Annotated in this window: 24 protein-coding genes and 1 tRNA gene; 12 read left to right on the top strand and 13 right to left on the bottom strand. The window is 69.9% G+C overall.

All coding sequences use genetic code 11. From position 1 onward, the window contains the following. Nucleotides 1-2 precede the first annotated feature (2 nt). From MFF21_RS11155 to MFF21_RS11145, 3 genes are all read left to right on the top strand, one after another. Entirely contained in the window at nucleotides 3-1,277 is a 1,275-nt protein-coding gene (locus MFF21_RS11155) for a right-handed parallel beta-helix repeat-containing protein (protein ID WP_238311212.1), read from the top strand. Between the two features lie 167 nt (nucleotides 1,278-1,444). Further along, a complete protein-coding gene (locus MFF21_RS11150) occupies nucleotides 1,445-2,254 on the top strand; it encodes a glycosyltransferase family protein (protein ID WP_238311211.1) in 810 nt (269 codons plus the stop codon). A 119-nt stretch (nucleotides 2,255-2,373) separates the two neighbouring features. Continuing rightward, entirely contained in the window at nucleotides 2,374-3,057 is a 684-nt protein-coding gene (locus tag MFF21_RS11145) for a DUF1698 domain-containing protein (protein WP_238311210.1), read from the top strand. Nucleotides 3,058-3,246: 189 nt separating this feature from the next. Here MFF21_RS11145 and MFF21_RS11140 read toward each other — a convergent pair. From MFF21_RS11140 to MFF21_RS11105, 8 genes are all read right to left on the bottom strand, one after another. Beyond that, nucleotides 3,247-3,336: transfer RNA gene (locus tag MFF21_RS11140), tRNA-Ser, on the bottom strand. Nucleotides 3,337-3,457: 121 nt separating this feature from the next. Then, complete coding sequence (gene tatC / locus MFF21_RS11135; RefSeq protein ID WP_238311209.1) at nucleotides 3,458-4,258, bottom strand: twin-arginine translocase subunit TatC; 801 nt, start codon at nucleotides 4,256-4,258, stop codon at nucleotides 3,458-3,460. Then, nucleotides 4,255-4,731: a Sec-independent protein translocase protein TatB gene (tatB, locus tag MFF21_RS11130; RefSeq protein WP_238311208.1), complete on the bottom strand. Its 477-nt coding sequence runs from the start codon at nucleotides 4,729-4,731 to the stop codon at nucleotides 4,255-4,257. The genes tatC and tatB overlap by 4 nt, the downstream gene beginning before the upstream one ends. Nucleotides 4,732-4,819: 88 nt before the next feature. Next, nucleotides 4,820-5,104, bottom strand: coding sequence for a twin-arginine translocase TatA/TatE family subunit (locus tag MFF21_RS11125; protein ID WP_238311207.1), 285 nt, complete (start codon nucleotides 5,102-5,104; stop codon nucleotides 4,820-4,822). Between the two features lie 173 nt (nucleotides 5,105-5,277). Beyond that, nucleotides 5,278-6,285 carry a beta-N-acetylhexosaminidase gene (gene nagZ, locus MFF21_RS11120; protein WP_238311206.1) on the bottom strand — a complete coding sequence of 336 codons (1,008 nt, stop codon included), beginning with the start codon at nucleotides 6,283-6,285 and terminating at the stop codon, nucleotides 5,278-5,280. A 180-nt stretch (nucleotides 6,286-6,465) separates the two neighbouring features. Next, nucleotides 6,466-7,872, bottom strand: a complete 1,407-nt coding sequence (locus MFF21_RS11115) for an SPOR domain-containing protein (protein WP_238311205.1) — start codon at nucleotides 7,870-7,872, stop codon at nucleotides 6,466-6,468. A gap of 25 nt (nucleotides 7,873-7,897) precedes the next feature. After that, a complete protein-coding gene (gene argS, locus MFF21_RS11110; RefSeq protein WP_238311204.1) occupies nucleotides 7,898-9,655 on the bottom strand; it encodes an arginine--tRNA ligase in 1,758 nt (585 codons plus the stop codon). 122 nt (nucleotides 9,656-9,777) lie between these two features. After that, the gene (locus tag MFF21_RS11105) at nucleotides 9,778-11,070 is read right to left on the bottom strand and encodes a deoxyguanosinetriphosphate triphosphohydrolase (protein ID WP_238311203.1); all 1,293 of its coding nucleotides are present in this window, start codon (nucleotides 11,068-11,070) and stop codon (nucleotides 9,778-9,780) included. A gap of 123 nt (nucleotides 11,071-11,193) precedes the next feature. Between MFF21_RS11105 and MFF21_RS11100 the strand changes: the two genes are divergently transcribed. Both MFF21_RS11100 and MFF21_RS11095 read left to right on the top strand, forming a co-directional pair. Next, nucleotides 11,194-11,520, top strand: a complete 327-nt coding sequence (locus tag MFF21_RS11100) for a HesB/IscA family protein (RefSeq protein ID WP_238311202.1) — start codon at nucleotides 11,194-11,196, stop codon at nucleotides 11,518-11,520. Nucleotides 11,521-11,636: 116 nt separating this feature from the next. After that, on the top strand, nucleotides 11,637-13,574 hold the full coding sequence (locus MFF21_RS11095; RefSeq protein ID WP_238311201.1) for an aq_1923 C-terminal domain: 1,938 nt from the start codon (nucleotides 11,637-11,639) through the stop codon (nucleotides 13,572-13,574). Nucleotides 13,575-13,620: 46 nt separating this feature from the next. On the opposite strand, the gene MFF21_RS11090 is transcribed toward MFF21_RS11095, so the two are convergent. Further along, nucleotides 13,621-13,908 carry a hypothetical protein gene (locus tag MFF21_RS11090; RefSeq protein ID WP_238311200.1) on the bottom strand — a complete coding sequence of 96 codons (288 nt, stop codon included), beginning with the start codon at nucleotides 13,906-13,908 and terminating at the stop codon, nucleotides 13,621-13,623. A 154-nt stretch (nucleotides 13,909-14,062) separates the two neighbouring features. Here MFF21_RS11090 and MFF21_RS11085 point away from each other — a divergent pair, with 154 nt between their 5' ends. Continuing rightward, complete coding sequence (locus MFF21_RS11085) at nucleotides 14,063-15,022, top strand: lytic transglycosylase domain-containing protein (protein ID WP_373324988.1); 960 nt, start codon at nucleotides 14,063-14,065, stop codon at nucleotides 15,020-15,022. 63 nt (nucleotides 15,023-15,085) lie between these two features. Continuing rightward, a complete protein-coding gene (locus MFF21_RS11080; RefSeq protein WP_238311199.1) occupies nucleotides 15,086-15,991 on the top strand; it encodes an alpha/beta hydrolase in 906 nt (301 codons plus the stop codon). Nucleotides 15,992-16,037: 46 nt separating this feature from the next. Here the strand turns inward: MFF21_RS11080 and MFF21_RS11075 are convergent, their stop codons facing one another. From MFF21_RS11075 to sfnG, 4 genes are all read right to left on the bottom strand, one after another. Further along, nucleotides 16,038-17,735: a methyl-accepting chemotaxis protein gene (locus MFF21_RS11075; RefSeq protein WP_238311198.1), complete on the bottom strand. Its 1,698-nt coding sequence runs from the start codon at nucleotides 17,733-17,735 to the stop codon at nucleotides 16,038-16,040. Between the two features lie 193 nt (nucleotides 17,736-17,928). Then, a complete protein-coding gene (locus tag MFF21_RS11070; RefSeq protein WP_238311197.1) occupies nucleotides 17,929-19,062 on the bottom strand; it encodes an endo-1,4-beta-xylanase in 1,134 nt (377 codons plus the stop codon). 158 nt (nucleotides 19,063-19,220) lie between these two features. Further along, on the bottom strand, nucleotides 19,221-20,480 hold the full coding sequence (locus tag MFF21_RS11065) for an SfnB family sulfur acquisition oxidoreductase (RefSeq protein WP_238311196.1): 1,260 nt from the start codon (nucleotides 20,478-20,480) through the stop codon (nucleotides 19,221-19,223). Between the two features lie 44 nt (nucleotides 20,481-20,524). Next, the gene (gene sfnG, locus MFF21_RS11060; RefSeq protein ID WP_238311195.1) at nucleotides 20,525-21,640 is read right to left on the bottom strand and encodes a dimethylsulfone monooxygenase SfnG; all 1,116 of its coding nucleotides are present in this window, start codon (nucleotides 21,638-21,640) and stop codon (nucleotides 20,525-20,527) included. Between the two features lie 539 nt (nucleotides 21,641-22,179). Between sfnG and msuE the strand changes: the two genes are divergently transcribed. From msuE to ssuD, 5 genes are read left to right on the top strand one after another with little or no spacing between them, the layout of a single operon-like run. After that, complete coding sequence (gene msuE, locus MFF21_RS11055; protein WP_238311194.1) at nucleotides 22,180-22,773, top strand: FMN reductase; 594 nt, start codon at nucleotides 22,180-22,182, stop codon at nucleotides 22,771-22,773. Further along, nucleotides 22,770-23,744 (top strand): aliphatic sulfonate ABC transporter substrate-binding protein, encoded by a 975-nt coding sequence (locus MFF21_RS11050; protein ID WP_238311193.1) that lies wholly within the window; start codon nucleotides 22,770-22,772, stop codon nucleotides 23,742-23,744. The genes msuE and MFF21_RS11050 overlap by 4 nt, the downstream gene beginning before the upstream one ends. Next, a complete protein-coding gene (locus MFF21_RS11045; protein WP_238311192.1) occupies nucleotides 23,741-24,526 on the top strand; it encodes an ABC transporter permease subunit in 786 nt (261 codons plus the stop codon). The genes MFF21_RS11050 and MFF21_RS11045 overlap by 4 nt, the downstream gene beginning before the upstream one ends. A 4-nt stretch (nucleotides 24,527-24,530) precedes the next feature. After that, entirely contained in the window at nucleotides 24,531-25,400 is an 870-nt protein-coding gene (locus MFF21_RS11040; protein WP_238311191.1) for an ATP-binding cassette domain-containing protein, read from the top strand. 17 nt (nucleotides 25,401-25,417) lie between these two features. After that, nucleotides 25,418-26,593: an FMNH2-dependent alkanesulfonate monooxygenase gene (ssuD, locus tag MFF21_RS11035; RefSeq protein ID WP_238311190.1), complete on the top strand. Its 1,176-nt coding sequence runs from the start codon at nucleotides 25,418-25,420 to the stop codon at nucleotides 26,591-26,593. Nucleotides 26,594-26,616: the final 23 nt, after the last annotated feature.

The following is a 26,616-nucleotide window of genomic DNA, read 5'->3' as shown; positions in this document are numbered from 1 at the left end:
CGATGCGCATGCGCCATGTATTGCGAGACAGGTCGCTCCTGATGAATTCACATCACAAGGTATGGCTCTTCGCATCCTGGCTGCTTGCCGGATGCCTGTCTGGCCCCGTCTCTGCGCAGCCTGCAAAAATTGCAGAATGTCAGGCTTTGGACGGCTTGTTGAATGCGAAAGTCGATGCAAGCAGTCAGCTTCAAAACTGCCTGAATGCGCTGCCAGCCAATGCGCACTTGTCCCTTGGTGCCGGAACATTGGTGCTTCAGCAGCCCATCGTGTTTCGCAAACCGGTCGACATCGGAACCAGCGGTAAAGGCGCGTCGTCGGCGCCCTGCGCGCCGGATGGGGATGCCGGCTGCCTCACCCTCCTTTCGCGCCCGACCCCCGCAACGCGGCAGAATGGTGTGCGTGGACTCGAAACGCGGCCGATTACAATCGCGGCGGCAGGGATCAAGCTCGATCATATCGTGATCGAGGGCAGCAAGAACGATCCCCAGCGTGCCCTCTTCTGCGGGAAGCAGGGCGAAGCCGCGCGCACGGGCGGCCTGGTCGGCGTTGCCGCAGATCATTTCACGATGACGAACTCGGTGGTCAGGCTCGCCCCCTGCAATGGCGCGATCTCGGTTCTCGCCGGGAACGACGGTTTCGTCTTCAAAAGGAATTTCGTTGGATTCAACGGCGATCACAGCCGCGCCCGCCTCTGGGGGGATGGCCTGACCGTCATGGATTCCAAAAATGCCGTGATCGAGAATAACGTTTTCGTCGATAACACGGATGTCCAGCTGATCGTCGGCGGTTGCTCGAATTGTTCCATTAGAGGCAACGTACTCAAACACACCGGCAAGCCAGCCGGAGGGTCTTACGCTGCTATGATGTTAGCGGGGTGGCCGAATACGAGCGGAGATTTTTCCGGATCAATTTTCGAAGGAAACAAGATCGACTGTAGTGCTCAGAGATCATGCGGGTTTGGTCTCATCTATGGAGGGACTCCCTGGTATGTGAGTTCTGCCAAGGGCGGAGTGGTGAGAAACAACACCATTGTGAATGCCGAGCTTGGCATCAGTGTCAGCGATGCCAATGGTGAGGCTGCGATTGAAAACAACACCGTTCAAAATTCTGGCGGTCAATTAAAGGCAGCCTGCGGGTCGCTTGCTGCTGGAGATGTCAACGTTTCTGAAAAATCGCGAGGGTTTGTTCGAGAAGACAAGATCGTCTCGAATAAGAATGCAAGAATATCACACATCGATTTCACGAAGTGTCTATTAAATCAGCCGACACAGTAAATAATAATGGGGAATCGAAATTGAAATTGCTTTATATATCCGTGCATGAAGTTCTTGCGTTTGACGAGGTTCGGATATTCGAGTCGCTCGGATATGAGGTCCACATATCGAATACAGGAGGGCGGCCAATTCCTGGCCTCTCCTTGCGTTCAAGTGTCGGGCGACCCATGGGCTTCAATGAGGAAACCTTCAAGCAATATGATGTTGTTGTAATAACGCACGCCCTCAATGCCGTCCTGCGTATCTTTCCCTGGGCCAGGCCCGGCCAAAAAATTATCTATCGCTCGATCGGCCAATCGAGTGAAGCCATGGAACGCTTCATCGGGAGCCACCGCTCGCAGCTTACGATTGCTCGTTATTCTCTGTTCGAGAGATTTATCCCTGGCTTCGTCGGATCTGATGCGGAAATCAGATTTGCAAAGCGCCGTTCGGAGTTCGACGCTTGGCAGGGAGGATCCGGAAAGATCATCACGTTTTCCAGTAACGCGCGGAAACGCGGCCCGGCAGTGAGAGCCGATTTTCTTGAGGAAGCGACATCTGGGCTGCCCTGGGTGCTGTATGGGATCGGCAACGACGATCATCCAAATTCGGGTGGTGTGTTATCGGATGACGATCAGCATCGCGCCTTGCGCACCGCCGATGCATACCTCGCCGCCCACACCACCCCGGCGAGCTATACGCTCGGAATCATCGAAGCGATGATGACGGGTGTGCCAATCGTCGCCATGAATGTGGATGCCATTTCTGAGGAGGCCCATTCCTGGGCTCGCTCCGTCTATGAAGTTCCTCACATCATTGAGCACGAGAAAAGTGGATTTCTAGCCAGTACGGCGAGCGAAGCCCGAACGTATCTCATGCGGCTGATCTCGGATCGGGAGCTTGCGAAGAACATCGGCGATGCCGGTCGTGCGCGGGCGATAGAATTGTTCGATGAAAGTGTGATTGCGGAACAATGGCGAAATCTGCTTGCGAATTAATTCTCCATCGCGAACGTTTTCGTGGGAGTATACTTCGTCTTTCAATAATTTGTCAAAATAAATCAATTTAAAAAGCAGATGATCTATCATTCATAGATTAAATGTGTGGAGGGCGAGCCGTGCAAACCGAGCAAAAAGCTGAAGATGCCGCCGGGGCGAATATCAGGTGGTTCCACTCTTACAATTTTCCGGATGGGGAAAAGGTGCGAGGAAGGAAGCCGCCGGGCCAACTCGAGGACGAGGCGAGAAAGATCTTCACGATGTCTCTCTCCGACCGGACGGTTCTGGATATCGGGGCATGGGACGGGTATTTCAGCTTCGAAGCGGAAAAGCGCGGTGCTAAATCCGTTCTGGCCACCGATCATTTCTGCTGGTCTGGCCCCGGCTGGGGAACAAAAGACGGATTTAATTACGCCCATTCTAAGTTGGGATCAAAGATCGAATCAAAAGATATAGATCTTCCCGCCATCAATCCCGGAACTGTAGGCATCCACGACGTCACTCTGTTTTTGGGAGTGCTCTACCACCTTCGTGATCCGTTAGGTGGGCTTGCGGCCTTGTCGCATGTGACACGGGAAATTGCCGTTATCGAAACGGTTGTCGATGAAATGAACAACCCCAATCCTGTTCTGCGGTATTTTCTCGGGAAGTCGCTGAACAATGACCCAACAAATTATTTTGCGCCAAACCTTTATGCTCTAGAAGATATGTGCCGAGAAGTTGGTTTTCGCACGTTCAGTCACCAGTTCACTCAGACAGTCAGAGATGGTCGCGGTAGAATACTGCTTCATGCCTTTAAGTGACCTCGGCAAGAGTTCCGGCGGTTGACGCGGAATTCGATCGAACCGCTCGGTCGCCTCTCCGATGACCTCCCGACAGGCCGGTGCGGCTCCACCTTCGGCGGTGGGGCCGCCGTCGCAAGGGCCTGTCGCGCTGGCGCCTTGAGACCTCTTTGACGGACAACGCGTCCGGCCGGGCCCGCGGAGGCCGGCTGGCGGAAGGGGTGGGATTCGAACCCACGGTGGAGTTGCCCCCACGGCGGTTTTCAAGACCGCTGCCTTAAACCACTCGGCCACCCTTCCCCGCTGCCGCCGGCCGGGCCGGGGGCGGGATGCCTGTCTAGGATCGCCGCCGCGGCAGCGTCAACCTCGGCCGCCGGGGCCCGGCCGGAAAGCGGGGGCCGGCGGCGCGGGGCCGCGGCCGTCAGTCCTCCAGCCCCTCGGCCTGGCGCTGCGCCTTGCGGCGCTTCTCCATCTGGCTCACCGAGAACACCGAGGCCTCGTAGAGGAGCAGCATGGGGATCGCCAGCGAGAGCTGCGAGATCACGTCGGGCGGGGTCAGCACCGCCGCGGCCACGAAGACCAGCACGATGGCGTAGCGGCGCTTCTCCCGCAGGAAGGCCGCGTCGATCACCCCGATCTGGCCGAGCAGCGTCAGGATCACCGGCATCTGGAAGGCGAGGCCGAAGGCGAAGATCAGGGTCATGATCAGCGAGAGATACTCGTCGACCTTGGGCAGGAGCGCGATCGTCGGCTCGCCCTCGACCCCCACCTGCTGCAGCGAGACCGAGAACTGGATCAGCAGCGGCATCGCCAGGAAGAACACCACCAGCGCGCCGAGCACGAAGAAGATCGGGGTCGCGATCAGGTAGGGCAGGAAGGCCCGGCGCTCGTTGCGGTAGAGGCCCGGGGCCACGAAGGCGTAGATCTGCGTGGCGATCACCGGGAAGGCCAGGAAGGCCGCCCCGAACACGCTGAGCTTGATGTTGGTGAAGACCTGCTCGAGGAAATGCGTCGCGATCAGCTTCGCGTTCTCGGCCCCCACCACCGCGACGTAGGGGTGCACGAGGATGTTGTAGATCTGCCTCGAGAAGAAGAAGCACCCGAAGAACATCAGCACGAAGGCGATCAGCGATTTGATCAGCCGCGCGCGCAGCTCGATCAGGTGATCGAGCAGGGGCGCGCGGGAGGCCTCGATCTCGGCCTCGTCCGCCTCGGAGATCATGGCGCCTCGCCTGCGGAATTCGGATCGGTCTTCGGGAGCTCGGTCACGACCGCGCCCGTCCAGGATTTCTTCGCGGCCGGCACGGGCTCGGCGGCCGGCTCCGGCGGCGGCGCGGCCGGGGCGGCCTCCTCCGGGCGGGGCACGTCGTAGCTGCCGGCGGCGGGGGCCTCGGCCTTGCCGCTCCGGCCCTCGACCGCGTTCTTGATCTCCGAGCGGATGGTCTCGACCGGGTTGAAGTTCGGCCGGTAGCTGTCGACGGAGCGCTTCACGCCCTCGACGTCGCGGCGGATCTCGTCGAGCTCGGCCTCGCGGATCGCCTCGTTGAACTGGCCCTGGAACTCCGCCGCCATGCGGCGCACCTTGGTCGTCACCTGGCCCAGCGTGCGCAGGGCCTTCGGCAGGTCCTTGGGCCCGATGACGATGAGGGCGACGCCGCCGATCAGCATCACCTCGCCCCAGCTCATGTCCAGCATCGCGTCGTCCGTCCCGCGGTCAGCGCCCCATCAGGACGGTCGCGGGCCTCCCGGGGAGGGACCCGCGAAAACGCCCGTCCGATGGGACTCAGACGGCCTTGCGCTCGCCGGCCGGCACGTGGGTCTGCGGCGGGACACCCGGCGCGCCGCCCGTCCCCTCGCCCTGCGGCGGCAGGGTGCGGATCGGCTCGCCGCTGCTCGGCGGCGGCGCGGCGTTGCCCGCGCCCGGGGTCTCGTCGTCGGCCATGCCCTTCTTGAAGGCCTTGATGCCCTTGGCGACGTCGCCCATCAGCTCCGACACCTTGCCGCGGCCGAACAGCAGCATCACGATGACGGCGACGACGACCCAGTGCCAGATACTCATGCTGCCCATGGCAACCTCCTGCGCCGCGCGGAGAGCGACAACCTCTTGCGCGCGGCGGATGTCCGTTCTGCTCGGATGGCCGGGAACCTAGGGATCGCGCAAGGCGAACACAAGCAGGGCGCCCGCATGACCCGTGCGCGCTGTCGCCGCTCTGTCACAGGGGGCCCGCCCCGGAGGGCCGGTCACGCCGCGGCGGCGAGGCCTTCCTCGAAGCGGGCGCGGGCCTCGGCCAGGTCGAAGCCCTCGGGATCCGGCCGCAGCCGTGCCAGCGCCGCCGCGGCCCGGCGCAGGGCGTCGCCGGAGAGGAGCGGGGCGGCCTCGGCCACGGCGCGCATCTCGTCCATGGCGCCGTTGCAATGGAGCACGGCATCGACGCCGGCGGCGAAGGAGGCCTCCGCCCGCTCCCGGAACGAGCCCCGAAGGGCGTTCATGGAGAGGTCGTCGGTCATCAGGAGGCCGTCGAAGCCGATCCGGCCGCGCACGATCTCGCGGATCACGGTCGGCGATTGCGTGGCCGGCCGCTCCGGGTCGAGGGCCGTGAACACGATATGCGCGCTCATGGCGAGGGGCATGTCGGCCAGGGCGACGAAGGGCCGGAAATCGCTGGCCTCCAGGCTGTCGCGGCTCGCCTCCACCACCGGCAGGGCGTGGTGGCTGTCGCAGGCGGCCCGGCCATGGCCGGGCATGTGCTTGATCACGGGCAGCACGCCGCCCTCCATCAGCCCCTCGGCCACCGCCCGGCCGATCGCGGCGACCACGTCGGGATGCGAGCCGTAGGCGCGGTCGCCGATGATGGCGTCGGAGCCCTCCACCGGCACGTCGAGGATCGGCGCACAATCGACGGTGATGCCGACGGCGCGCAGGTCGTGGGCGATCAGCCGCGCGCCGAGCCGGGCCATCGCCGTGCCCGAGCCGTTGAGCCGCCCGAAGCGGCTGCCGGCGGGGTATTTCGGCCAGTGGGGCGGCCCCATGCGCTGCACCCGGCCGCCCTCCTGGTCGATCAGGATCGGCGCGTCCGCCCGGCCGACCGTGTCGCGCAGGGCGTCGGTGAGCGCCCTCACCTCCTCCGGCGTGCCGATGTTGCGCTTGAACAGGATGAAGCCCCAGGGCCGCACGTCGCGGAAGAAGGCGTCCTCCTCGGGCAGGAGGCGCGTCCCGGAGCAGCCGAGGATCAGGGCACGGGCGGTCATGGGTCTTGAATCTGGCTCGGGCTGGCTCGTCGGCAAACGAATCGGGTGAGAGTCAACGCGCGGGATCGGACACCGCCCCCGTCCCCGCGGCAAGCGCTCCGCGGGGCCGGCGGCGCGGGCCGCCGGCGGGTGTGGCCGGGGAGAGTCAGGCGCGCGGGCGCCGCGTCGCCGGTGCGGCGGTCAGTTCTTGGCGACGAAGCACTGGCCGCCCGCGCCCTGGAGCTGGCTGCACAGGCTGGTGGCCTCCGCCTTCTCCAGCGGCCCGACGCGGACGCGGAAGATCGTCTTGCCGTTCACCTCGGCCTGGCGGATCAGCTCGGGCTTGCCGGCGAGCTGGCTGTACTTGGCCTGCATCTGGCGGAAGGCGGCCTGGGCCTCGGCGGCGCTGTTGCGCACGCCGAGCTGCACCGAGAAGCCGCTGACCGGGCCGCTGGTCACCTCTGCCGCGGGGGCGGCGGCCGGCTCCGCCATGGAGGCGGTGGTCTCCGGGGCGACGGCGGCGACGCGCTGCGGGGCGGGCTTGGCCTTCACCGGGGCCGGGGCGGGCACCGGGGTCGCGGGGGCATGCGCCTCGGCGGCCTGGGTCGGGGCGGGGGCCGGCGTCGCGGTCGCCTGGGTCGCGGGCTGGTTGCGCAGGGGCGGGCGCCGGGCGGCCGGGGTGGCGGTGCCCTCGTCGTCGGGCAGCACCATCGTCGGGATCGGCGAGGGGCCGGCATTGGCGCTCTCGGCGGCCGCGTCCCGCTGCGGGGCCGGCGGCGGCGTGTCGGGCTTCACCGAGACGGTGCGCACCCGGCGCGGCTCGCCCAGCGACTCCGTGAGGAGGCCGGTCTGGGGCGGGGTCGAGGCCCCGGTGCCCCCCGGGGCGCTCGCCTCCTTGCTCTGGGCGGCGCGGGCCGCGGCGGCCACGTCGAGGGGCTGCTCCTCGCGGTTGACGATCTTGATCTGGCCGTCCTTGGCGTTGCGCTCGTAGATCTGCTTGTTCTGGTCGGGGATCTCGACGCCGTCCGCATTGGTCGGGGCGACCTTCAGGGGCGTCTTGTCGGCGAGCACGGTGACCGGGCCGCTCTGGCCGCCGCCATGGAAGGCGCGCCAGCCGAGGGCCCCGGTGACGCAGAGCGCGAGCACGCCGAGGCCGGCTCCGACCTGGACCATGCGCGAGCCCCTGGGCCGGCGCCCGGCGGGGGCGGCGTGGCCGGGGTCGGTCTCCTCGAAGGCGGCCGGATCGTGCAGCTCGTCCGCGGGGGCGGCGGCATGGGCGGCCGGATGGCCGTAGGCGCTCTGCTCGACGGAGGCGAGGTACTGGTCGAAGGCGTCGGCCGGCGAGGGCTCGGCCCGGGGGGCGGGCGCGTCCTCGAAGCGCGGCTCCGTCCGCTCCCGCGACGGCGCGCCGCCGCGCGTCTCGAGGAGGGCGCGGAAGGGATCGTCCTGGCCGACGATCCGCGCGAGCTCGGCGAGGGGATCGGACTTGGCCGCCTGCGGCGCGGGCGCCTTGGGAGGGGCGCCCGGATGTTCGTTCCGAGAGGTTTGACGCAGCTCACGCTCGAAGGCGTCGAAATCGATCGGCGCGCGCGCAGCGGTCGTCGTCATGGTTCATCCTCTCAAAGCCGGCGCCTCACCGCATCTCTTCGGGCGCGGTGACACCGAGGACCGAAAGGCCGGAGGCGAGCACGCCTCCCAGGGCCTCGACGAGGGCCAAGCGGGCCCGGGTGGACTTTCGGTCGGTTGGATTAACAATCCGTAATTGCGGCAAGTCTTTGCCCTTGTTCCAGAAACTATGCAGCGAACTTGCCAGTTCGTAGAGGTAGAACGCGATTCGGTGCGGCTCGTGCGCCACGGCAGCCGATTCGAGCACCCGGGGATACTGGGCGATCAGCCGCATCATCTCGACCTCGCCGGGATCGGTGAGCACGGACAGGTCGGCATCGCCCAGGAGGGCCTCGCGGGAAAAGTCCTCGTCCGGCAGGGCCTCCCGGGCCTGGCGCATCACCGAGAAGCGCCGGGCATGCCCGTACTGCACGTAGAAGACGGGGTTGTCCTTCGATTGTTCCACCACCTTGGCGAGGTCGAAATCGAGGGTCGCGTCGTTCTTGCGGTAGAGCATCATGAAGCGGATCGCGTCGCGCCCGACCTCGTCGATCACGTCGCGCAGCGTCACGAACTCGCCCGCCCGCTTGGACATCTTCACCGGCTCGCCCGCGCGCAACAGCCGCACCAGCTGGCACAGCTTCACGTCGAGGCTGGCCCGGCCGTCGCTGACCGCCTTCACCGCCGCCTGCATGCGCTTGACGTAGCCGCCATGGTCGGCGCCGAGCACGTCGATGAGCTCGTCGGCCCCGCGCAGCCACTTGTCCCGGTGATAGGCGATGTCGGAGGCGAAGTAGGTGTAGGAGCCGTCGGACTTCAGGAGCGGCCGGTCCACGTCGTCGCCGAAATCGGTGGAGCGGAACAGGGTCTGCTCCCGGTCCTCCCAATCCTCGGGCAGCTGGCCCTTGGGCGGGGGCAGCCGGCCCTCGTAGACGAGGCCCTTCTCCCGCAGGGCGCCGAGCAGCTCCGCGACCTTGCCGCCGTTCTCGCCCTGGAGGGTGGCTTCGGAAAAGAACACGTCGTGGCGGATGCCGATCGCGGCGAGATCGGCGCGGATCGTGTCCATCATCGCGTCGATGGCGAAGCGGCGCACCAGCGGCAGCCACTCCGCCTCCGGCGTGTCGAGGAGGGCGCGGCCATGGAGCTCGGCGAGCTTTTCGCCGACCGGCTTCAGGTAGTCGCCGGGATAGAGCCCCTCGGGGATGGTGACGGCCTCGCCCAGGGCCTCGCGGTAGCGCAGATAGGCAGAGCGGGCGAGCACGTCGACCTGCGCCCCGGCATCGTTGATGTAGTACTCGCGGGTCACGTCGCGACCCGCGGCGGCGAGCAGGTTGGCCAGCGCGTCGCCGAACACCGCGCCGCGCCCGTGGCCGACATGCATCGGCCCGGTCGGGTTGGCGGAGACGTATTCGATATTGACCCTGCCGCCGGGGAGCTTGGCCTTGCCGAAGGCCTCGCCCTCGGTCAGCGCCGCCCGGACCACGTCGTGGAACACGCCGGGGGCGAGGCGCAGGTTGATGAAGCCGGGGCCGGCCACGCTCGCCTCGGTGACGCGCACGTCCCCGCGCAGCTCCGCCGCCAGCGCCTCGCCCAGCGCCTTCGGATTGGCCTTGGCCTCCTTGGCCAGAACCAGGGCGGCGTTGGTGGCGAGGTCGCCGTGGGACGGGTCGCGCGGCGGCTCCACCACGACGCGGGACAGGTCGAGCCCCGGGGGCAGCGTGCCGGAACGGGTGAGCGATTCGAGCGCCTCGCGCATGCGGGCCTCGAAGAGGGCGAAGATGTTCATCGATTGCGTCCGTGGCGCGGCCCCGCTGGCCCGGAGCCGCCGTGTCAGGGCGGCCCATAGCAACGGGGCGGGGTGGTGTCACGAAAGCCGCGCGATTCTCTCCCGTCGCGGCCGGGGCGGTCTCACGGTTCGGCCAGCGGCAGGCCGCGATGGGCCGGGCGCCAGAGCAGGTCCGGCGTCTCGGCGAAGAGGGCGCGGTGGGCGAGCGCGGCATAGGTGTCGGTCATGCCGGCGATGTAGTCGGCGATGCGCCGGGCGATCCGGCCCTCCTCGGCGCCGGCGAGTCCCGCGCACCATTCCGCCGGCATCCGGGTCGGGTCGGCCCGGAAGGCCGAGAACAGGTCGACCACGATCCGCTGCGCCTTCTCCCGCACCGCCACCACCTCCGGGTGGCGGTACATCCGCGCGAACAGGAAGCGCTTGATGTCGGCATCCGCCGCCGCGATCCCGGCGGAGAAGGCGACGACCGGCGCGCCGGCGGCCCGGATCGCCTCGACGTCCCGGGGCTTGAGCGCGGCGAGCCGGCGCTCGCTCTCGCCGATCACGTCCTCGACGAAGCGGGTGATCACCCGGCGGGCCAGCTCGTGCACCCGCCGCGAGGTCTCGAGCCCGGGATGGGCGGCGGCGATCTCGTCGAGGAGACCCTTCAGGAACGGCACCTCGGCGAGGTCCTCAAGCTCGAACAGGCCGGCGCGCAGGCCGTCGTCGAGGTCGTGGCTGTCATAGGCGATGTCGTCGGCGAGCGCCGCCGCCTGGGCCTCCGGCCCGGCGAAGCGGGACAGCTCCAGGTCGTTGAGGGCGTTGTATTCGAGGATCGCCGCCGGGATGCCCTGGGCGTGGCGGGGCGTGGGATGCCCGTCCGGGGTGAGCAGGGGTCCGTTGTGCTTCACCAGCCCTTCCAGGGTCTCCCAGGTCAGGTTCAGCCCGTCGAAGCCGGCATAGCGCCGCTCCAGCCGGGTGACGATGCGCAGGGCCTGGGCGTTGTGGTCGAAGCCGCCGAAGCCGGCCATGCAGGCGTCCAGCGCGTCCTCGCCGGTATGCCCGAAGCAGGTATGGCCGAGGTCGTGGCTCAGGGCGAGGGCCTCGGCCAGGTCCTCGTCGAGGCCGAGCGCCCGCGCCAGCGCCCGGGCGATCTGGCTCACCTCCAGGGTGTGGGTGAGCCGGGTGCGGTAATGGTCGCCCTCGTGGTGCACGAAGACCTGGGTCTTGTGCTTCAGGCGCCGGAAGGCGGTGGAATGCACGATCCGGTCGCGGTCGCGCTGGAAGTCGCTGCGCGTGGGCGAGGACGGCTCGGCGATGAGCCGCCCGCGCGTCCGCGCCGGGTTTGTGGCGTAGGGGGCCCGCCAGCGCTCGCCGTTCTGCCGCACGTCTCGTCCCCTCGCTCTGCGCCGGCCCCGGCCCTGCGCGGCCGGCATCGCCCACCCGCGTTGCGGCGCAACGGGGGCGCGCATATCTTGAGAGCTAGGGCGGGGGAAGGGATCGCGCGAGGCGCGGCCGCCCTCCCTGTCCCCGGCTTGCCAAAAAAATCGAGCGTGACGATGTCCGAGATCACCCTCACCGCCCGCGCCGCCCGGCGCATCAACGAGATCATGGGGGCGGAGCCGCCCGGCGCCTCCTTGCGCATCTCCGTCAATGGCGGCGGCTGCTCGGGCTTCTCCTACGCCTTCGACATCGAGCGGGTGCGCACGGAGGAGGACATCGTGATCGAGCGCGACGGGGCCACCGTGCTCGTCGATCCGGTCTCCCTGGAATACATGGGCGGCGCCACCATCGATTTCGTGAACGACCTGATCGGCCAGTCCTTCAAGATCGAGAATCCGCAGGCGACCTCCTCCTGTGGTTGCGGCACCTCGTTCTCCCTCTGAGTCGCCGCCCCGGTGACGCTCGGGCCGCCCGCCCGATTGCGCGGCGCGGCGAAGTGCGGCACGGATGGCGCCTGCGAGCCAACCGCGACAGACAGCGCATTTTTCGGACCTGCCCCATGATCCCGTCGACGACACGTCCCGGCCTCTTCCGGCGGGCGGCGCTGGCATCGGTCTGCGTCCTGGCGCTGCAGGCGGGGCTGGCGCTGTCCGCCGCGCCGGCGCGGGCGCAGGAGGCGGCCACCGCCGTCCAGGACGTCGAGATCGGCCCCCTCGGCTTCGTCTTCGGCGACACCACGGTGAGCGCCGAGAAGGTGACGGTGAGCGGCACCCGCCTCTCGAAGGACGACCTCCTCGCGATCCTGCGCAGCGACTCCAAGGAGCCCTGGACCGCCCGGCTGCGGCGGCTCGATGCCGGCAGCCTGACCATCCCCGCCCTGCGCACGGAGCGCAGCGTCGGCGGCCGGCGTCAGTCGGTGATCTACAAGGACGTCTGGGCCAAGGGCGTGCATGGCGGCCGCATCGCCGAGCTGACGGCCTCCGGCGCCACCCTGGCGATCGAGGGCGGCGGCGAGGGGGAGACCAAGGTCCCCGGCGGCACCGGCAGCTACGGCAAGATCCGGGCGGAGGAGGTCGACCTCACCGCCCTGTCCCGGCTCTATGCCGAGGCCGGGGACGGCAAGGGCCCCTGGCTGAAGGCCTATGCCGGCTTCTCCGTCGACGACGTCGCCTTCACCGATGACCGCGGCACCGTGGTGCGCGTCGCCCACACCGCCGGGCGCGACCTTGCCGGCCGGCAGATCCCGGCGACCTGGGGCGCGGCGCTCGGGGCCCTCACCGCCCCCGATCTCGCCGAGGCCGATGCCGCCCGCCGCGGCAAGGTGGCGGGCATGTCCGCCGATCTCGCCGAGGCGGTCTCCGTCGGCAGCGTCGAGGCCACGGGCTTCTCGGTGCACGAGACCAAGGGCGAGGCGCCGATCGACATCGCCGCTGAGCGCCTCGCCTACGCGGCGGAGGGCGCGGAGGCCGGCACCAGCCTCTCGGGCCTCACCTTCGCCAGCGGCGCCACGCGTGGCAGCCTCGCCAAGCTCTCCCTGTCGGGCTTCTCCCTGGCGCCGACCATCGCCGCCCTCCGCCGCATCGCCAGCGATTCCGCGCAGGCGCCGAAACCCGGCGCGGGCGGCGAGGCCAAGGAGGCGCAGAAGGGGGCCGAGGCCGCCGAGGCGTCCGAGGCCGATCTGCGCCGCCTCACCCCGATGCTCGGCACCCTGACCCTGACCGGCCTCGCCCTGGAAGTCCCGGCCGAGGAGGCGCCCGCGGCGTCTGCCGCCGCCGATCCCCTGACCCGGGGCCGCGAGCTGGCGCAGAAGAAGCCGGCCGAGCCCCTGCGGATCGGCCTGCGCGGGGGCACCCTGAGCTTCGGCCCGCCCAAGGACGGGGTGCCCGCCGAGAGCCGGATCGCCCTCACCGGCCTGACCCTGCCGGCCTCCGCCGTGTCCGGCGTGCCGGGGCTCGGCTCGCTCGGCTTCTACGGCTATCGCGACCTCGACCTCGATCTCGGCGCGGACACCGCCTGGGACGAGCCGAGCAAGGAGCTGAAGCTCAGCGGCGTCACCCTCTCCGGCAAGGATATGGGCCGCCTGCGCATCGACGCGACCCTGGGCGGCATCGGGCCGGAGGTGTTCGACCCCGACGCCGCGGTCTCCGGCTTCGCCATGCTCTCGGCCACCGCCAAGGCCCTCGACCTGACCCTGGAGAATGGCGGCCTGTTCGACCGCTTCATCACCGCCCAGGCCAAGCATCTGAGCCTCAAGCCGGACGAGCTGCGCAAGGAATACGTCACCGCCAGCGTGATCGGTGTGCCGGTGATCCTCGGCAATTCCGCCGCCGCCAAGGCGATCGGCGCGGCCATGGGCAAGTTCGTGACCAAGCCCGGCACGCTCTCGATCAGCGCCAAGGCCAAGAACGGCGCCGGCCTCGGCGTGGTCGATTTCAGCACCGCCCCCACCCCCGCCGCCGTGCTCGACAAGCTCGAGGTGAACGCCAAGGCGGAATAAGCCCCGCCCTCCGCCCCGTCCCCGCGCGGCGGAGCCGCCCCCTCCCCTACAGCATCGGCACCGCGCCGGTGCTCTCGAACTCCGCCACCTCGCCGACGAGATCGGTCACCGAGATGCCGAGGCTGCGGCCGTTCTTGAGGCGCAGGGTCGAATCGGGGGTGAGCCAGATCGGGCGCAGGGCCGCGTGCGAGCCGGTGAGCTTGCCATGGGCGACGATGACCCCGTCGCGCCGCTCGATCACCACCGTGTAGCGGACCCGGACCGGCTCGACCGCCTCGGCCGAGACGTGGCCGCTCCCACGCAGCGTCTGCAGGACTTCGTTGGGCTCGTACATCGCGGGGACGCGCTCGGGGCGGAACGGGGAACGGCGGTCTGGTGAAACGGGAAAGACCGGCAAGTGTTTTGCCGTTTATTCCCGAACAACGCTACCCCCGATCCGCCGCCGCCGCGCCATGGATTCCCCCCTCCCCGCGCCCTAGGTTCGGGCCGTGCGCCTCCTCCCTCTCCAAGCCCCCGCGGCCCGCGCCGTCCTGTCCGCGGGATTCCTCGTCCTGGCCGCGGCGCCGGCCCGGGCCGAGGCCCAGACCGAGACCGTCGAGCAGGCGCTGTGCCGCCTGATCGAGACCTCGGCCCGGGCGCAGAGGCTGCCCGTCCCCTTCCTGACCCGCCTGATCTGGCGCGAGAGCAGCTTCCGCGTCGGCGTGGTGAGCCCCGCCGGGGCGCAGGGCGTCGCCCAGTTCATGCCGGGCACCGCCCGGGAGCGCGGGCTGACCGACCCCTTCGACCCGGAGCAGGCGATCCCGCACGCGGCGCATTTCCTGGCCGACCTGCGCCGCCAGTTCGGCAATCTCGGCCTCGCCGCCGCGGCCTATAATGGCGGCCCGGCCCGGGTCTCCGCCTGGCTCGCGGGGAGCGGCGGCCTGCCCGCCGAGACCCGCGCCTACGTGATCGCCATCACCGGCCGCCCGGCGGAGGATTGGCGCCCCGCCGCCACGGTCGAGATGCCGGAGGGGCCGCCCAAGGATGCGCCCGCGGCGCCGAAGGCCGGCAAGGAGGGGACCAAGGAAGTCGCGAAGGGGGAGGCGAAGGCGGATGGGCCCGAGGCCGAGGCCCAGAGCTGCCTCCAGGTCACCGCGGCCCTGCGCATCCCCGCCCGCGGCGACCGCTTCGCCCTCGCTATCGAGGGCGGCCCGGCCGCCCCCTGGGGGGTCCAGCTCGCCGGCAACTTCTCCAAGTCCCTGGCGCTGGCGAGCTTCTCCCGCGCCCGCAGCCTTTACGCGAGCGTGATCGGCGAGGCCCGGCCGATGATCATCGGCACGCGCCTGCGCTTCCGCGGCACCCGCACCTTCTACCGGGTGCGCCTGCCGGCGGAGACGCGGAAGGCCGCCGACGCGCTCTGCGCCCGCATCCGCGGCGTCGGGGGCGCCTGCATCGTCCTGAGAACCTGAAGGCCGCCATCAATCCGCCCCGGATCACGTGCGAAGCGTGGGCTCAGGCCAATCGGAAGATGTATGCTCAAAGCTCTCGCCGCCCTCGCGTCCCTGGCCTGCCTCGTCGCGACCACCCTCGGTCTCGGGGGCTGCTCGCCCCTCGCGCTGTTCGACGCCCTCGGTCCCCGTGACGCGGGCGGGCGGCTGGCGCGGCAGGACGCGGCCTATGGCGAGGATCCGCGCCAGCGCCTCGACGTGTTCGTGCCGGTCGCCGGCCCGCGTCACGCGCCGGTGCTGGTGTTCTTCTACGGCGGCTCCTGGAAGAGCGGCAGCAAGGACGATTACGCCTTCGCGGCCCAGGCGCTCGCGGCCCAGGGCTTCGTCACCGTGGTGCCGGATTACCGGCTCTACCCCAAGGCGCGCTTCCCCGATTTCCTCGACGACGGCGCCGCGGCGGTGGCCTGGGTGCACGACAACATCGCCGATTACGGCGGCGACCCGAAGCGCATCGTGCTCGCCGGCCATTCGGCGGGGGCCTACAACGCGGTGATGCTCGGGCTCGACCCGCGCTACCTGCGCCGGGCCGGGGTCGACCCGCGGGTGATCCGCGCGGTGGCCGGCCTCTCGGGGCCCTACGACTTCCTGCCCTTCGACCACAAGACGTCGATCGACGTGTTCGGCGCGGCGGAGGATCCGGCGCAGACCCAGCCCGTGACCTTCGCCGGCCCCCATTCGCCGCCGGCCTTCCTCGCCAGTGGCGACGGGGACACCGTCGTGCGGCCGCGCAACACGCAGAGCCTCGCCGGGCGCCTGCGCGCCGCCCGCGTTCCGGTGCAGGAGCGCCTCTATGCCGGCCTCGACCATGCCGACACGCTCCTCGCCCTCTCGGTTACCTTCCGCTCGAAGGCCCCCGCGCTCGCCGAGATGACCGCCTTCCTGCATCAGCACGCCACCGAGCGGCGGATGACGACGGTCAATATCCGCTGACGACGGGCCGGAGGATCCGGCCCGTCGCGCTTCGTTTTGCCGGGGATCAGGCCGCGCGCACGCTCGCCAGGAAATGCGCCACCTCGGCGTTGAGGTGCTCGGACTGGCGCGAGAGCTCGGAGGCCGAGGACAGCACCTGGCTCGCCGCCGCGCCGGTCTCCTCGGCGGCGCCCGCCACCCCCGTGATGTTGTGCGTCACCTCGCCGGTGCCGGTGGCGGCCTGGGCGACGTTGCGCACGATCTCCTGGGTGGCCGCGCCCTGTTCCTCGACGGCGGCGGCGATCGAGGTCGCCACCTGGCTGATCTCGCGGATCCGCGTGGCGATCCCGCCGATCGCGTCCACCGCCTGATCGGTCACGCCCTGGATCTGTGCGATCTGGCCGGAGATCTCCTCGGTCGCCCGGGCGGTCTGGCTGGCGAGCTCCTTGACCTCGGCGGCGACCACCGCGAAGCCGCGCCCCGCCTCCCCGGCCCGGGCCGCCTCGATGGTGGCGTTCAGGGCGAGCAGGTTGGTCTGGCCGGCGATGGTCGAGATCAGGCTGACCACGTCGCCGATGCGGGCGGCGGCCTGGCTCAGCTCGTGCACGAGCTGCGCGGTCTGGTCGGCTTCGCCCACGGCGACCTGGGCGAGATCGGCGGAGCCGGAGACCTGGCGTCCGATCTCCTGGACCGACGAGCCGAGCTCCTCCGCCGCGGCCGCGACGGTGCCGACATTGGAGGCGGCCTCCTCCGCCGCCGCGGCGACGGTGTTGGACTGGCTGGCGGTCTCGGTGGCGGTCGCGGTCATGGTCTGGGCGGTCGCCTGCAGCTCGGTCGCCGCGGAGGAGACCAGCCCGACGATGCCGCCGACCGTGGTCTCGAAGCGATTGGCCAATTCCATCATGGCGCGCCGGCGCTCGCTGGCGGCGGCCTCGTCGGCGATGCGCCGAATCTCGGCCTGCTCCGCCGCCTTCTGGGCGACCATGGCCCGGATGCCCGCCACGGCCCGCCCGATCGCACCGATCTCGTCGCCGCGGGTCGCTTCCGTGATCTCGGCATCGGTGTCGCCCTCGGCCATGCGCCGGAGCACGGAGACGAGGTTGCCCATCGGCCGCGTGATGCCGAACACGGCAACGAGGATGGCGGCGAGGGTGCCGAGGAACAGGCCGAGGGCGCTGAAGCCGATCAGGCTGTGGCGCGTGGCGTTGGTCTGATCGGTGAGATCGTCCGAGCCCTTCTCCATGTAGCGCTGGATCTCCGTCCCGAGGTCGCGCGTGCCGGCGACCAGCGTCTCGAAGATCGGGTCGATGCGCGCATGGGTCAGGTCGAGGGCCTCGGCGCTGTGCTGGCCGGGCAGAAGGGCGATCCGGAGCGCCTCCTGGGCGACCTTGGTGAAGTCCTCGATCAGGGCGGCCTGCCGGTCCGTCCGCTCCGCGAAGCTCGGCGCCTGCTCGCGCAACTCGGCCAGCGCCTTGCGGATCTGCGGGAGCGCGTCCGCGAAGGCGGCACTCGCCTTCTCCATCCGGGGCCGCTCGGTCTCCGCGATGGTGCGGTACAGACTGTAGTTGAGCTCGAAGACCATGCGATTGAGGCGGCGCGCGGTCGCGACCGCCCGGGCCTCGCGGACGATGAAGACGCTGTAGGCGTCGTCGATCTTCGTCATCTGCGCCTGCGCGTACCAGACGCAGCCGCCGACCACGATTCCAATCATCCCGATGACGGCGAGAAGCTTGGAAAGGATGTTGATACGGGCGAGAAAATGCATGCCTGCGCCTCTGGAAGTTGCACTCCTTGTCGTTATTGAGCATTCCTTAAATTTTCATAATTCGCATTTTGTGCAGTCGATGACATTCGGCGCATGAATGTTGCGGCTTCGTGCCGCGTTGCTTGTCTACACGTAATGGAATCACGATCGTGTGATACAGCTTATAGTTGCGATACGCGTCGCTCCGGGGCGGTCAGTCTCGCCGCAGGCGCGCCCGGGTCTCCCGGTGGTCCGGCGCGCCTTCGAAGGCCCGGCGCATCGCCTGCCAGAGGGGCGTGCGGCGGTACTGGGCGTCGAGGGGGAGCGCCCGCTGCGCCAGGCCGTCTGGCCTTTTGCGCTGCGGGCTGTGGTTGAGCCAGGTGCCGGCATTCGTGATGTCCCAGCTCACCACGTTCAGCACGGCGGCTTCGTCGAGCACGACGTCGAGGAAGGCGCGGGCGCGATCGGCCACGCCCCGGTCGCGCGCCGCGATCGCCGCGGGGAAGGCGCGGTCGTCGACGTCGAACTCGGTGATCTCGATGGCGAGCCCCCGCCCCGCGATCTCCCGCAGGAAGGCGCGCAAGGCCGTCGCGTCCAGGGGAATGGTGCTGTCGAGATGGCCCTGCATCCCGAAGCGGCGCACCGGCACGCCGCGCTTGAGGAGCCCGTCCAGGGTCGTCAGCACGAGGGCGCGGCGCCGGTCGATCCAGTCCGCGCCGAGCTCGCAATCGTCCTCGTTCCACACGCCGACCGCCTTGGGGTCGGTGTCGCGCAGCATGCCGAAGGCGAGGTCGATGTAGGCGGGGCCGAGGGCGGCGAGCCAGGGCGTGTGGCGCAGCCCGTCCGCCCGGCCCTCCTGCGGCGCCAGGATCTCGTTGACCACGTCCCAGGCCTCGATCCGGCCGCGGTAGCGGTGGGCCATGCCGTCGATCCAGCGGCGCAGGAATTCCTCCGCCTCCCGGGCGGTGGCGATGCGCGGCAGCACCCAGTCGGGAATGGCCCGGTGCCAGACGAGGCAATGCCCGCGCATCCCCTGGCCGTTGGCGGCCGCGAAGCGCAGGGTCTCGTCGCCGCCCTGGAACGTCACCTGGCCCGGATCGGGCAGGACATGCTCCATCTTCATCGCGTTCTCGGCCGTCACGATCCCGCATTCGCGGGCGATGGCCGCGCCATAGGCGGGGTCGCGGCGCAGGGGCGTGATGTTCACCGCGCTGCCATAGGCCAGCCCCTTCCGCGCGGCGGCCGCCTGCAGGCTGTCGGGGCTCCAGGAGGCGGCCTGCGCCGGGGCGAGGGGCAGCGCGGCGGCGGCGAGGCCCGCCAGTGTCCGGCGGCGTGTCGGCAGGATCATGCGGGGACCTGGCGCGGGCGCCGCGCGCGGGCGGCTCTGGGGCGAAGGATAGGGCGGCGCCGTCGCCCGTCCCTCCCCGGAGCTTACCGAACCCGCGCGCGAAAAGGCCGCCGGACGGTGTCTCCGGCGGCCTTTTCCTCCCCGTGTCCGGGCGGCGCTCAGCTCCAGGCGTGATAGGGCGGGTTCACCCCGTTCAGCGCGTGGTTGCCGACGATCGCGTATTTCCAGCGCACGGGATCGTGCAGGGTATGGGTGCGGGCGTTGCGCCAGTGCCGGTCGAGATTGTGCTCGGCCAGGGTCGAGCGGGTGCCGGCGAGCTCGAACAGCTTGTTGGCCGCGTCGATCGCCACCTCGGTGGTGAGCACCTTCGATTCCGCGACCGCGAGCTGGGCCGCGGCCACGCTCGCCTCGTCGGGGGCGGCCACCGCCGCGTCGATGGCGAGGCCGGCCCGGTCGAGCAGGGCCTCGGCCGCGTGCAGGCGGATGGTGAGGTCGCCGATCGCCTGGATCGTGTAGGGGTCGTCCGAGGCCCGCTCCTGCCCGCTGTCGATCCAGGGCCGGGCCTTCTCGCGCACGAAGGCGATGGTGTCGTCGAGGGCCGCCCGGGCGATGCCGGCATCCACCGCCGCCTGGATGATCTGGAAGATCGCCCCGTCCGAGCGCGGCTTCTCGTAGCCCTTCCAGGCCGGCACGAGATGGGTCTTCTCCACCCGCACGTCGTCGATGATCACCGTGCCGCTCGCCGTGCCGCGCTGGCCGAAGGCGGACCAGTCGTCGATCACGGTCAGGCCCGGGGCATCGCGCTCGGCGATGGCGTACCAGGCCCGGCCCTGCTCATCGAGGGCGACGATCGGCACGAGATGGGCGAGCAGGGCGCCGGTCGCGTAGAACTTGCGGCCCCGCACGATCACGTGGTCGCCGTGATCGGTGAAGCGGGTGTCGAAATCCGCCGCCCGCTTCGTGCCCTTCTCGGAGAAGGCGTTGCCGAAGCGGGTGCCGCGCAGGATCTCGCCGAACAGCAGGGCCTGCTGATCGGGATCGGAGACGGTGCGGATCGCCGCGACGATGCCGAGATGGTTCTGCGCGATCTGCCCGATGGAGGGATCGGCCGCCGAGATGATCGCGATGACCTGGGCGAGGGTCCGGTAGGACACCTCCGGCCCGCCGAAGGCCCTGGGCACGTTGATCGACCAGAGGCCGCTCTGGGAAAAGGCGTCGAGTTCCGCCAGCGGGCGCCGGCTGTCGCGGTCGCGCAGGGAGGCGTCCTGGCGGAACTGGGCGGCGAGCTCGTGCGCGACGCGGATCGCCTCCGCGTCGTCGCGGATGACGTGGGCGGGCCTGTCCGGACGGACTGGGCCCGGCACGCCCTGGGGCTTGTGGCCGGCCTCGATCGTGCTGGGATTCACGGCGATGTTCATGGGCGGGTCTCCGGAGAAATGAGGGGGGGCGTGAGGGCGGCGGCTCAGGCCGCCTCGGCCCGGCGCTCGCGGGCGGCCTCCAGGGCGCGCACCCGCGGGATCACATGCTCGCCGAAATAGGCGACCTCCTCCTGGAAATGCAGGAAGGCGAGCAGGGCGAGGTCGACGCCGGCATCCTTCAGCGCCACGATGCGCTCGGCGATCTGGTCGGGCGTGCCGATCAGGTTGGTCTTGAAGCCGTCATTGTACTGGACGAGGTCGTCGAAGCTGGACTTCGCCCAGTTCCCCTCCCCCTCGGGCGAGGCCTTGCCGGCATTCTTCACCTCGTGGCCGAAGGCCTTCACCGCCTCCGGGTCGGCCTGGTCGAGGATCTCCTGGAGGACGGCGCGGGCCTCCGCCTCGGTGTCGCGGGCGATGACGAAGGCGTTGACGCCGATGCGGGGACGGTTGCCGCTCTCGGCCGCCTTGGCGCGGATGTCCTCGACCTGCGCCTTGATCGCGTCCGGCGTGTTGCCGTTGGTGAAGTACCAGTCGGAGACGCGGGCCGCCATGTCGCGCGCCGCCCGCGAGGAGCCGCCCTGGAAGATCTCCGGCAGCGGCTCGGCCGGCTTCGGCTTCAGCGTGTAGTGCGTGTAGCGGTAGAAATCGCCGCGGAAGCTGAAATCGTCCTTTGTCCAGATCCCGCGCAGGGACCGGATGAATTCCTCCGAGCGGCGGTAGCGCTCGTCGTGGTCGAGCCAGGGCTCGCCGATTGCCCGGAACTCGCCCGAGAACCAGCCCGAGACGATGTTGACGGCGATGCGGCCGCCCGTGAGCTGCGAGATCGTGGCGATCTGCTTGGCGGCCAGCGTCGGGTTCCAGGGGCCGGGCAAGATCGCGGCGATGACCTTGAGCCGGCTCGTGGCCGCGAGCAGGGCGTGGCTGAAGGCCACCGATTCGTGCTGGTACTCGGCGCCGTAGCCGGCGGTGAAACGGATCTGCGTCAGCGCGTAGTCGAACCCGGCCTCCTCCGCGATCTGGGCGAGGCGGCGGTTGTAGTCCGCGTCCCAGCTCGTGCGCTGGGGAATCTTGCTGATGACGAGGCCGCCGGAGACGTTCGGCACCCAATAGGCGAAACGGATCGGCTCCTGGCCGTTCTGCGGTTGCGGATGGGAGCTCATGGCAGCCTCTGACGCTAGCCCGGTCCGGCATAGGCCGGCCGATCTCGGGCGGTGGATGACATTCTGAAGCAGAAGTTCGCCAGCCGCCTCGCGGCATGCGGGGCTGGGACTGTCTTTCCAGATGCAGCCAAGCATCCGGCAAGATGCTTGCGACGTCAAAGGAAGCAAAAAGCTTTTTGTGACCAGTCTAGATGAGTTCGTTCCGCTTGTGGTGCGCTTCGGAGAAGATGCTTCGCGAGGGCGAGGGGTTGCTGCGCCGCACTCTGCCGTTCGTCAAAAAGAACGATCGGCATCGGGATCGGGCGCCGAGACGTCTTTTGGCCCCTCGTCTGCGCTGAAAAGCGAAGAATTCTCCATTCTCAGCCCTGGGCCGAGACGATCATCTCCGAAGCCCCGTCCCTTTAAAAGAACGTTTCATTGACCGTGGGACCGGTCGCGAGCACGTTTGTCGAAAGCGTTTTTCGCCGCGCGGCAGGGGGACGGGAAGGGGTTGGCCCGTCCCGGCCGGTTGCGCGGTTTCGGCCACGGAAGAGCCTCGCATGTCACGTCAGAGAATCGTCGGCTTCAGTGCGAACCTGCAGCGTCCCTCCAAGACCCGCGCCCTCGTCGAGGCGGTGGCCGCGGAGACGGCGGCGCGCATCCCGGTCGAGATCCGCCTCTACGACGTGGTCGATGCCGGCAACGGCCTCGGCTCCGCCTGGAGCCGCGAGCAACTGCCCCTGCCCGCCCGGCACATCCTCGACGAGATCGAGGAGGCCGATGCGCTGATCGTCGGCTCGCCGGTCTACAAGGGCGCCTATACCGGGCTGTTCAAGCACCTGTTCGATTTCGTCGATCCGGCGGCCCTCGCCAACAAGCCCGTGGCGATCGTGGCCACCGGCGGCGGCCATCGCCACGCCCTCGTGGTCGAGCATGCCTTCCGCCCGCTCTTCGGCTTCTTCAACGCCCTCGCGGTCCCCACCGCCGTCTACGGCTCGGATGCCGATTTCGAGAACGGGGCTCTGGTCAATCCGGGGGTGCGCGCCCGGGTCGAGGATGCCGCCGCCCAGCTCTCGGGCCTCCTCACCCGCGGCCTGCTGCCCGGCCTCCGCCCGGCCCAGACCGCGGCCGCCGTGGCCGGAGCGGCCCGATGAGCATCGGCCGGCGCGGTTTCCTGGCCGGGGCCCTGGCGGCCGGGCTGCCCCTCGGCGCGGCGTCTTCCGCCCGGGCCGGCGAGGAGAAGGTCTTCCGGATCGGCTACCAGAAGAACGGCATCCTCGTCGTCGCCAAGCAGCGCGGCTCGGTCGAGGAGCGGCTCGCCCGCCTCGGCTGGAGCGTGCGCTGGACCGAGTTCTCCTTCGGGCCGCCGCTCCTGGAGGCGGCCAATGTGGGCGGGATCGATTTCGGGCAGACCGGCGACGCCCCCCCGATCTTCGCGCAGGGGGCGGGCGCCGACATCGTCTACGCCGCCGCCCAGGAGGCGGGCGGCTCGGGGGCGGCGATCCTGCTGCCGAAGGGCTCCGAGATCCGCTCCCTGGCCGAGCTGAAGGGCAAGCGCGTCGCCTTCGCCAAGGGCTCGAGCGCCCACAACTTCACCATCGCCGCCCTCGAGAAGGCGGGGCTGACCTATCGCGACATCGAGCCGGTGACGCTGGCCCCGGCCGACGCGGCCGCGGCCTTCGCCCGGGGCAGCGTCGATGCCTGGACGATCTGGGACCCCTATTTCGCCGTGGCCGAGGCCGGGGAGGGCGTGCGCGTGCTGACGCTCGCCACCGACGTGGCCCGGCCGAACAACTTCTTCCTGGCCCATGCCGGCTTCGCCCGCAGCCAGGGCGTCGTGCTCGCCGAGGCGATCGAGGCGCTGGCCGGCGTCGCCCGCTGGTGCGAGGCCCATCGCGACGAGGTCGCCGCCCTGCTCTCCAAGGGCACCGGCGTGCCGCTCGCCGCCACCCGGCGCGCCGTCGACCGCACCGACTACGTCATCGGGCCGATGAGCCCGGCGGCGGTCGCCGAGCAGCAGCGCATCGCCGACCGCTTCCACGCCCTCGGGCTGATCCCGAAGCCGATCCGCGTCGCCGACGCGGTCTGGCAGGCGCCCGCCCGCACCGGACGAGACCCGTCATGAGCCGCTCCACCCCCCTGAACCGCCTCGCCGGCCGGGCCGTGCCCTGGCTCCTGCCCATCACCATCCTCGTCGGCTGGCAGGCGGCGGTGTCCTCGGGCCTCGTCTCCAACCGCTTCATGCCGGCGCCCCTCGACGTGGCCCGGGCCGGCTGGAGCGCGGCGCGCACCGGCGAGCTCTGGACCAATCTCTGGATCAGCTTCCTGCGGGCGGCCGGCGGCTTCCTGATCGGCGGCGGCATCGGCTTCGCCCTGGGGCTCGCCAACGGCCTGTCCAAGGGCTCGGAGCGGCTCACCGACACCACCGTGCAGATGGTGCGCAACGTGCCCCATCTCTCCCTGATCCCGCTGGTGATCCTGTGGTTCGGCATCGGCGAGGAGGCCAAGCTCTTCCTGGTGGCCTTGGGCGTGTTCTTCCCGATCTATGCCAACACCCTGCACGGCATCCGCTCGGTCGACCCGCAGCTCGTCGAGATGGGCCGCGTCTACGGCATGTCCCGGGCCGAGCTGTTCCGCCGGGTCGTGCTGCCCGGGGCGCTGCCCTCGATCTTCGTCGGCCTGCGCTACGCCCTCGGCATCATGTGGCTGACGCTGATCGTCGCCGAGACGATCTCCGCCTCCTCCGGCCTCGGCTACATGGCGATGCAGGCGCGCGAGTTCATGCTCGTCGACGTCGTGGTGCTGGCGATCCTGATCTACGCCGCCCTGGGCAAGATCGCCGATGCCCTGACCCGGCAGCTCGAGCGGATCTGCCTGTCCTGGAACCCCGCCTACCGCACGGTCTGACGCCATGCTGCTCGATATCCTGCGGTCCGAGGCCGACACCCCTCCGCCGGCGGCGCATCCCGCCCCGGTTCCCCCCTCCCCCGTCGCCCCGGCGCCCTCCCCCGGCCCGGCCGCCCCGGCCCGGAACGAAACCGGCATCGGCCTGACGCTGCGGGGCCTGCGTAAGAGCTTCGAGGGCCATGCGGTCATCGAGGGGCTCGACCTGCACGTGCCGGCCGGGCAGTTCGTCGCCGTGGTGGGGCGCTCCGGCTGCGGCAAGAGCACCCTGCTGCGCCTGATCCTCGGGCTCGAGACCCCGAGCGGCGGCCGGCTCGACTTCGAGGAGCCCGGCGTGGCTCCGGGGCGGGGCCGGCGCCTCAAGCGCATCATGTTCCAGGAGCCGCGGCTCCTGCCCTGGTCCCGGGTCGTCGACAACGTCGCGGTCGGCCTCGGGCAGGGCGGCTCGGGCAAGGAGAAGCGCGCGCGGGCGCGCGCCGCGCTGGCCGAGGTCGGCCTCGCCGAGAAGGCGGGGCAATGGCCCGCCACCCTCTCCGGCGGCCAGCGCCAGCGCGTGGCCCTGGCCCGCGCCCTGGTGAGCCGCCCGGGCCTCCTCGCCCTCGACGAGCCGCTGGGCGCCCTGGACGCCCTGACCCGCATCGGCATGCAGGACCTGATCGAGCGGATCTGGCGCGCCCAGGGCTTCACGGCCCTGCTCGTGACCCACGATGTCGGCGAGGCGGTGGCCCTCGCGGACCGCATCCTCGTCCTCGACCAGGGCCGCGTCGCCCTCGACCTCAAGGTCGACGTGCCCCGGCCCCGCCGGCGCGGCGACCCCGATCTCGCGGCCCTCGAAGGCCGCATCCTCGAACATCTGCTCGGCGAGCACGCCGCCTGAGCGAGACGGAGACCGACATGACCGCTTCTCAAGACGGGCGCACCGACGTCCTCTGGTTCCTGCCCACCCATGGCGACGGCCGCTATCTCGGCGCCTCGGACGGCGCCCGCGACGTCTCGCTGAACTACCTGCGCCAGATCGCCCAGGCCTCGGACGATCTCGGCTATTACGGCGTGCTCCTGCCCACGGGCCGTTCCTGCGAGGATTCCTGGGTGGTGGCCTCGGCGCTGGCGCCGCTGACGAAGCGCCTGCGCTTCCTCGTGGCCGTGCGCCCGGGCCTGCAGGAGCCCTCCGCCGCCGCCCGCATGGCCGCCACCCTCGACCGGATCTCGGACGGCCGCCTCCTCATCAACGTCGTCACCGGCGGCGATCCCGTCGAGCTCCGGGGCGACGGCGTCTTCCTCGACCATGACGAGCGCTACGTCGTCACCGACGAGTTCCTCCACATCTGGCGCGGGCTGATGGCCGGGGAGACGGTGCGCTTCGAGGGCAAGCATCTGCGCGCCGAGAACGGCCGGGTGATCTTCCGCCCGGTCCAGGCCCCCTACCCGCCCCTCTATTTCGGCGGCTCCTCGCCCGCCGGCATCGAGGTCGCGGCCGACCATTGCGACGTCTATCTCACCTGGGGCGAGCCCCCGGCCGGCGTCGCCGAGAAGATCGCCAAGGCGCGCGAGGCCGCCGATCGCCGCGGCAAGACCTTCTCCTACGGCATCCGCCTGCACGTGATCGTCCGCGAGACGGAGGCCGAGGCCTGGGAGGCGGCGGAGCGCCTGATCTCCCGCCTCGACGACGAGACCATCGCCCAGGCCCAGGCGACCCTGAAGCGCCAGGATTCCATCGGCCAGAGCCGGATGATGGCGCTGCATGGCGGTCGCCGCGACAAGCTCGTCGTTTCCCCCAACCTCTGGGCCGGCGTCGGGCTGGTGCGCGGCGGGGCGGGCACGGCCCTGGTGGGCTCGGCCGATCAGGTCGCCGACCGGATGAAGGAGTACATCGATCTCGGCATCGACCGCTTCATCCTCTCCGGCTACCCGCATCTGGAGGAGGCCTACCGCTTCGCCGAGCTCGTCTTCCCGAAGCTCCCCCTGCGCGCCACCACCGGCAACCCGCCGAGCACGGCCCGCAACAACGGCCCCTTCGGCGAGGTCATCGCCAACGACATCGTGCCCGGCCGCCGCATCGCCGCCCATTGAGGGCGGCGTCTCTTCCTGCCTTT

The organism is Methylobacterium organophilum (assembly GCF_022179465.1).
Taxonomy (GTDB): Bacteria; Pseudomonadota; Alphaproteobacteria; order Rhizobiales; family Beijerinckiaceae; genus Methylobacterium; species Methylobacterium organophilum.
Note: the sequence above shows the minus strand (reverse complement) of the source record. Positions and strands in the feature narration are given on the sequence as shown.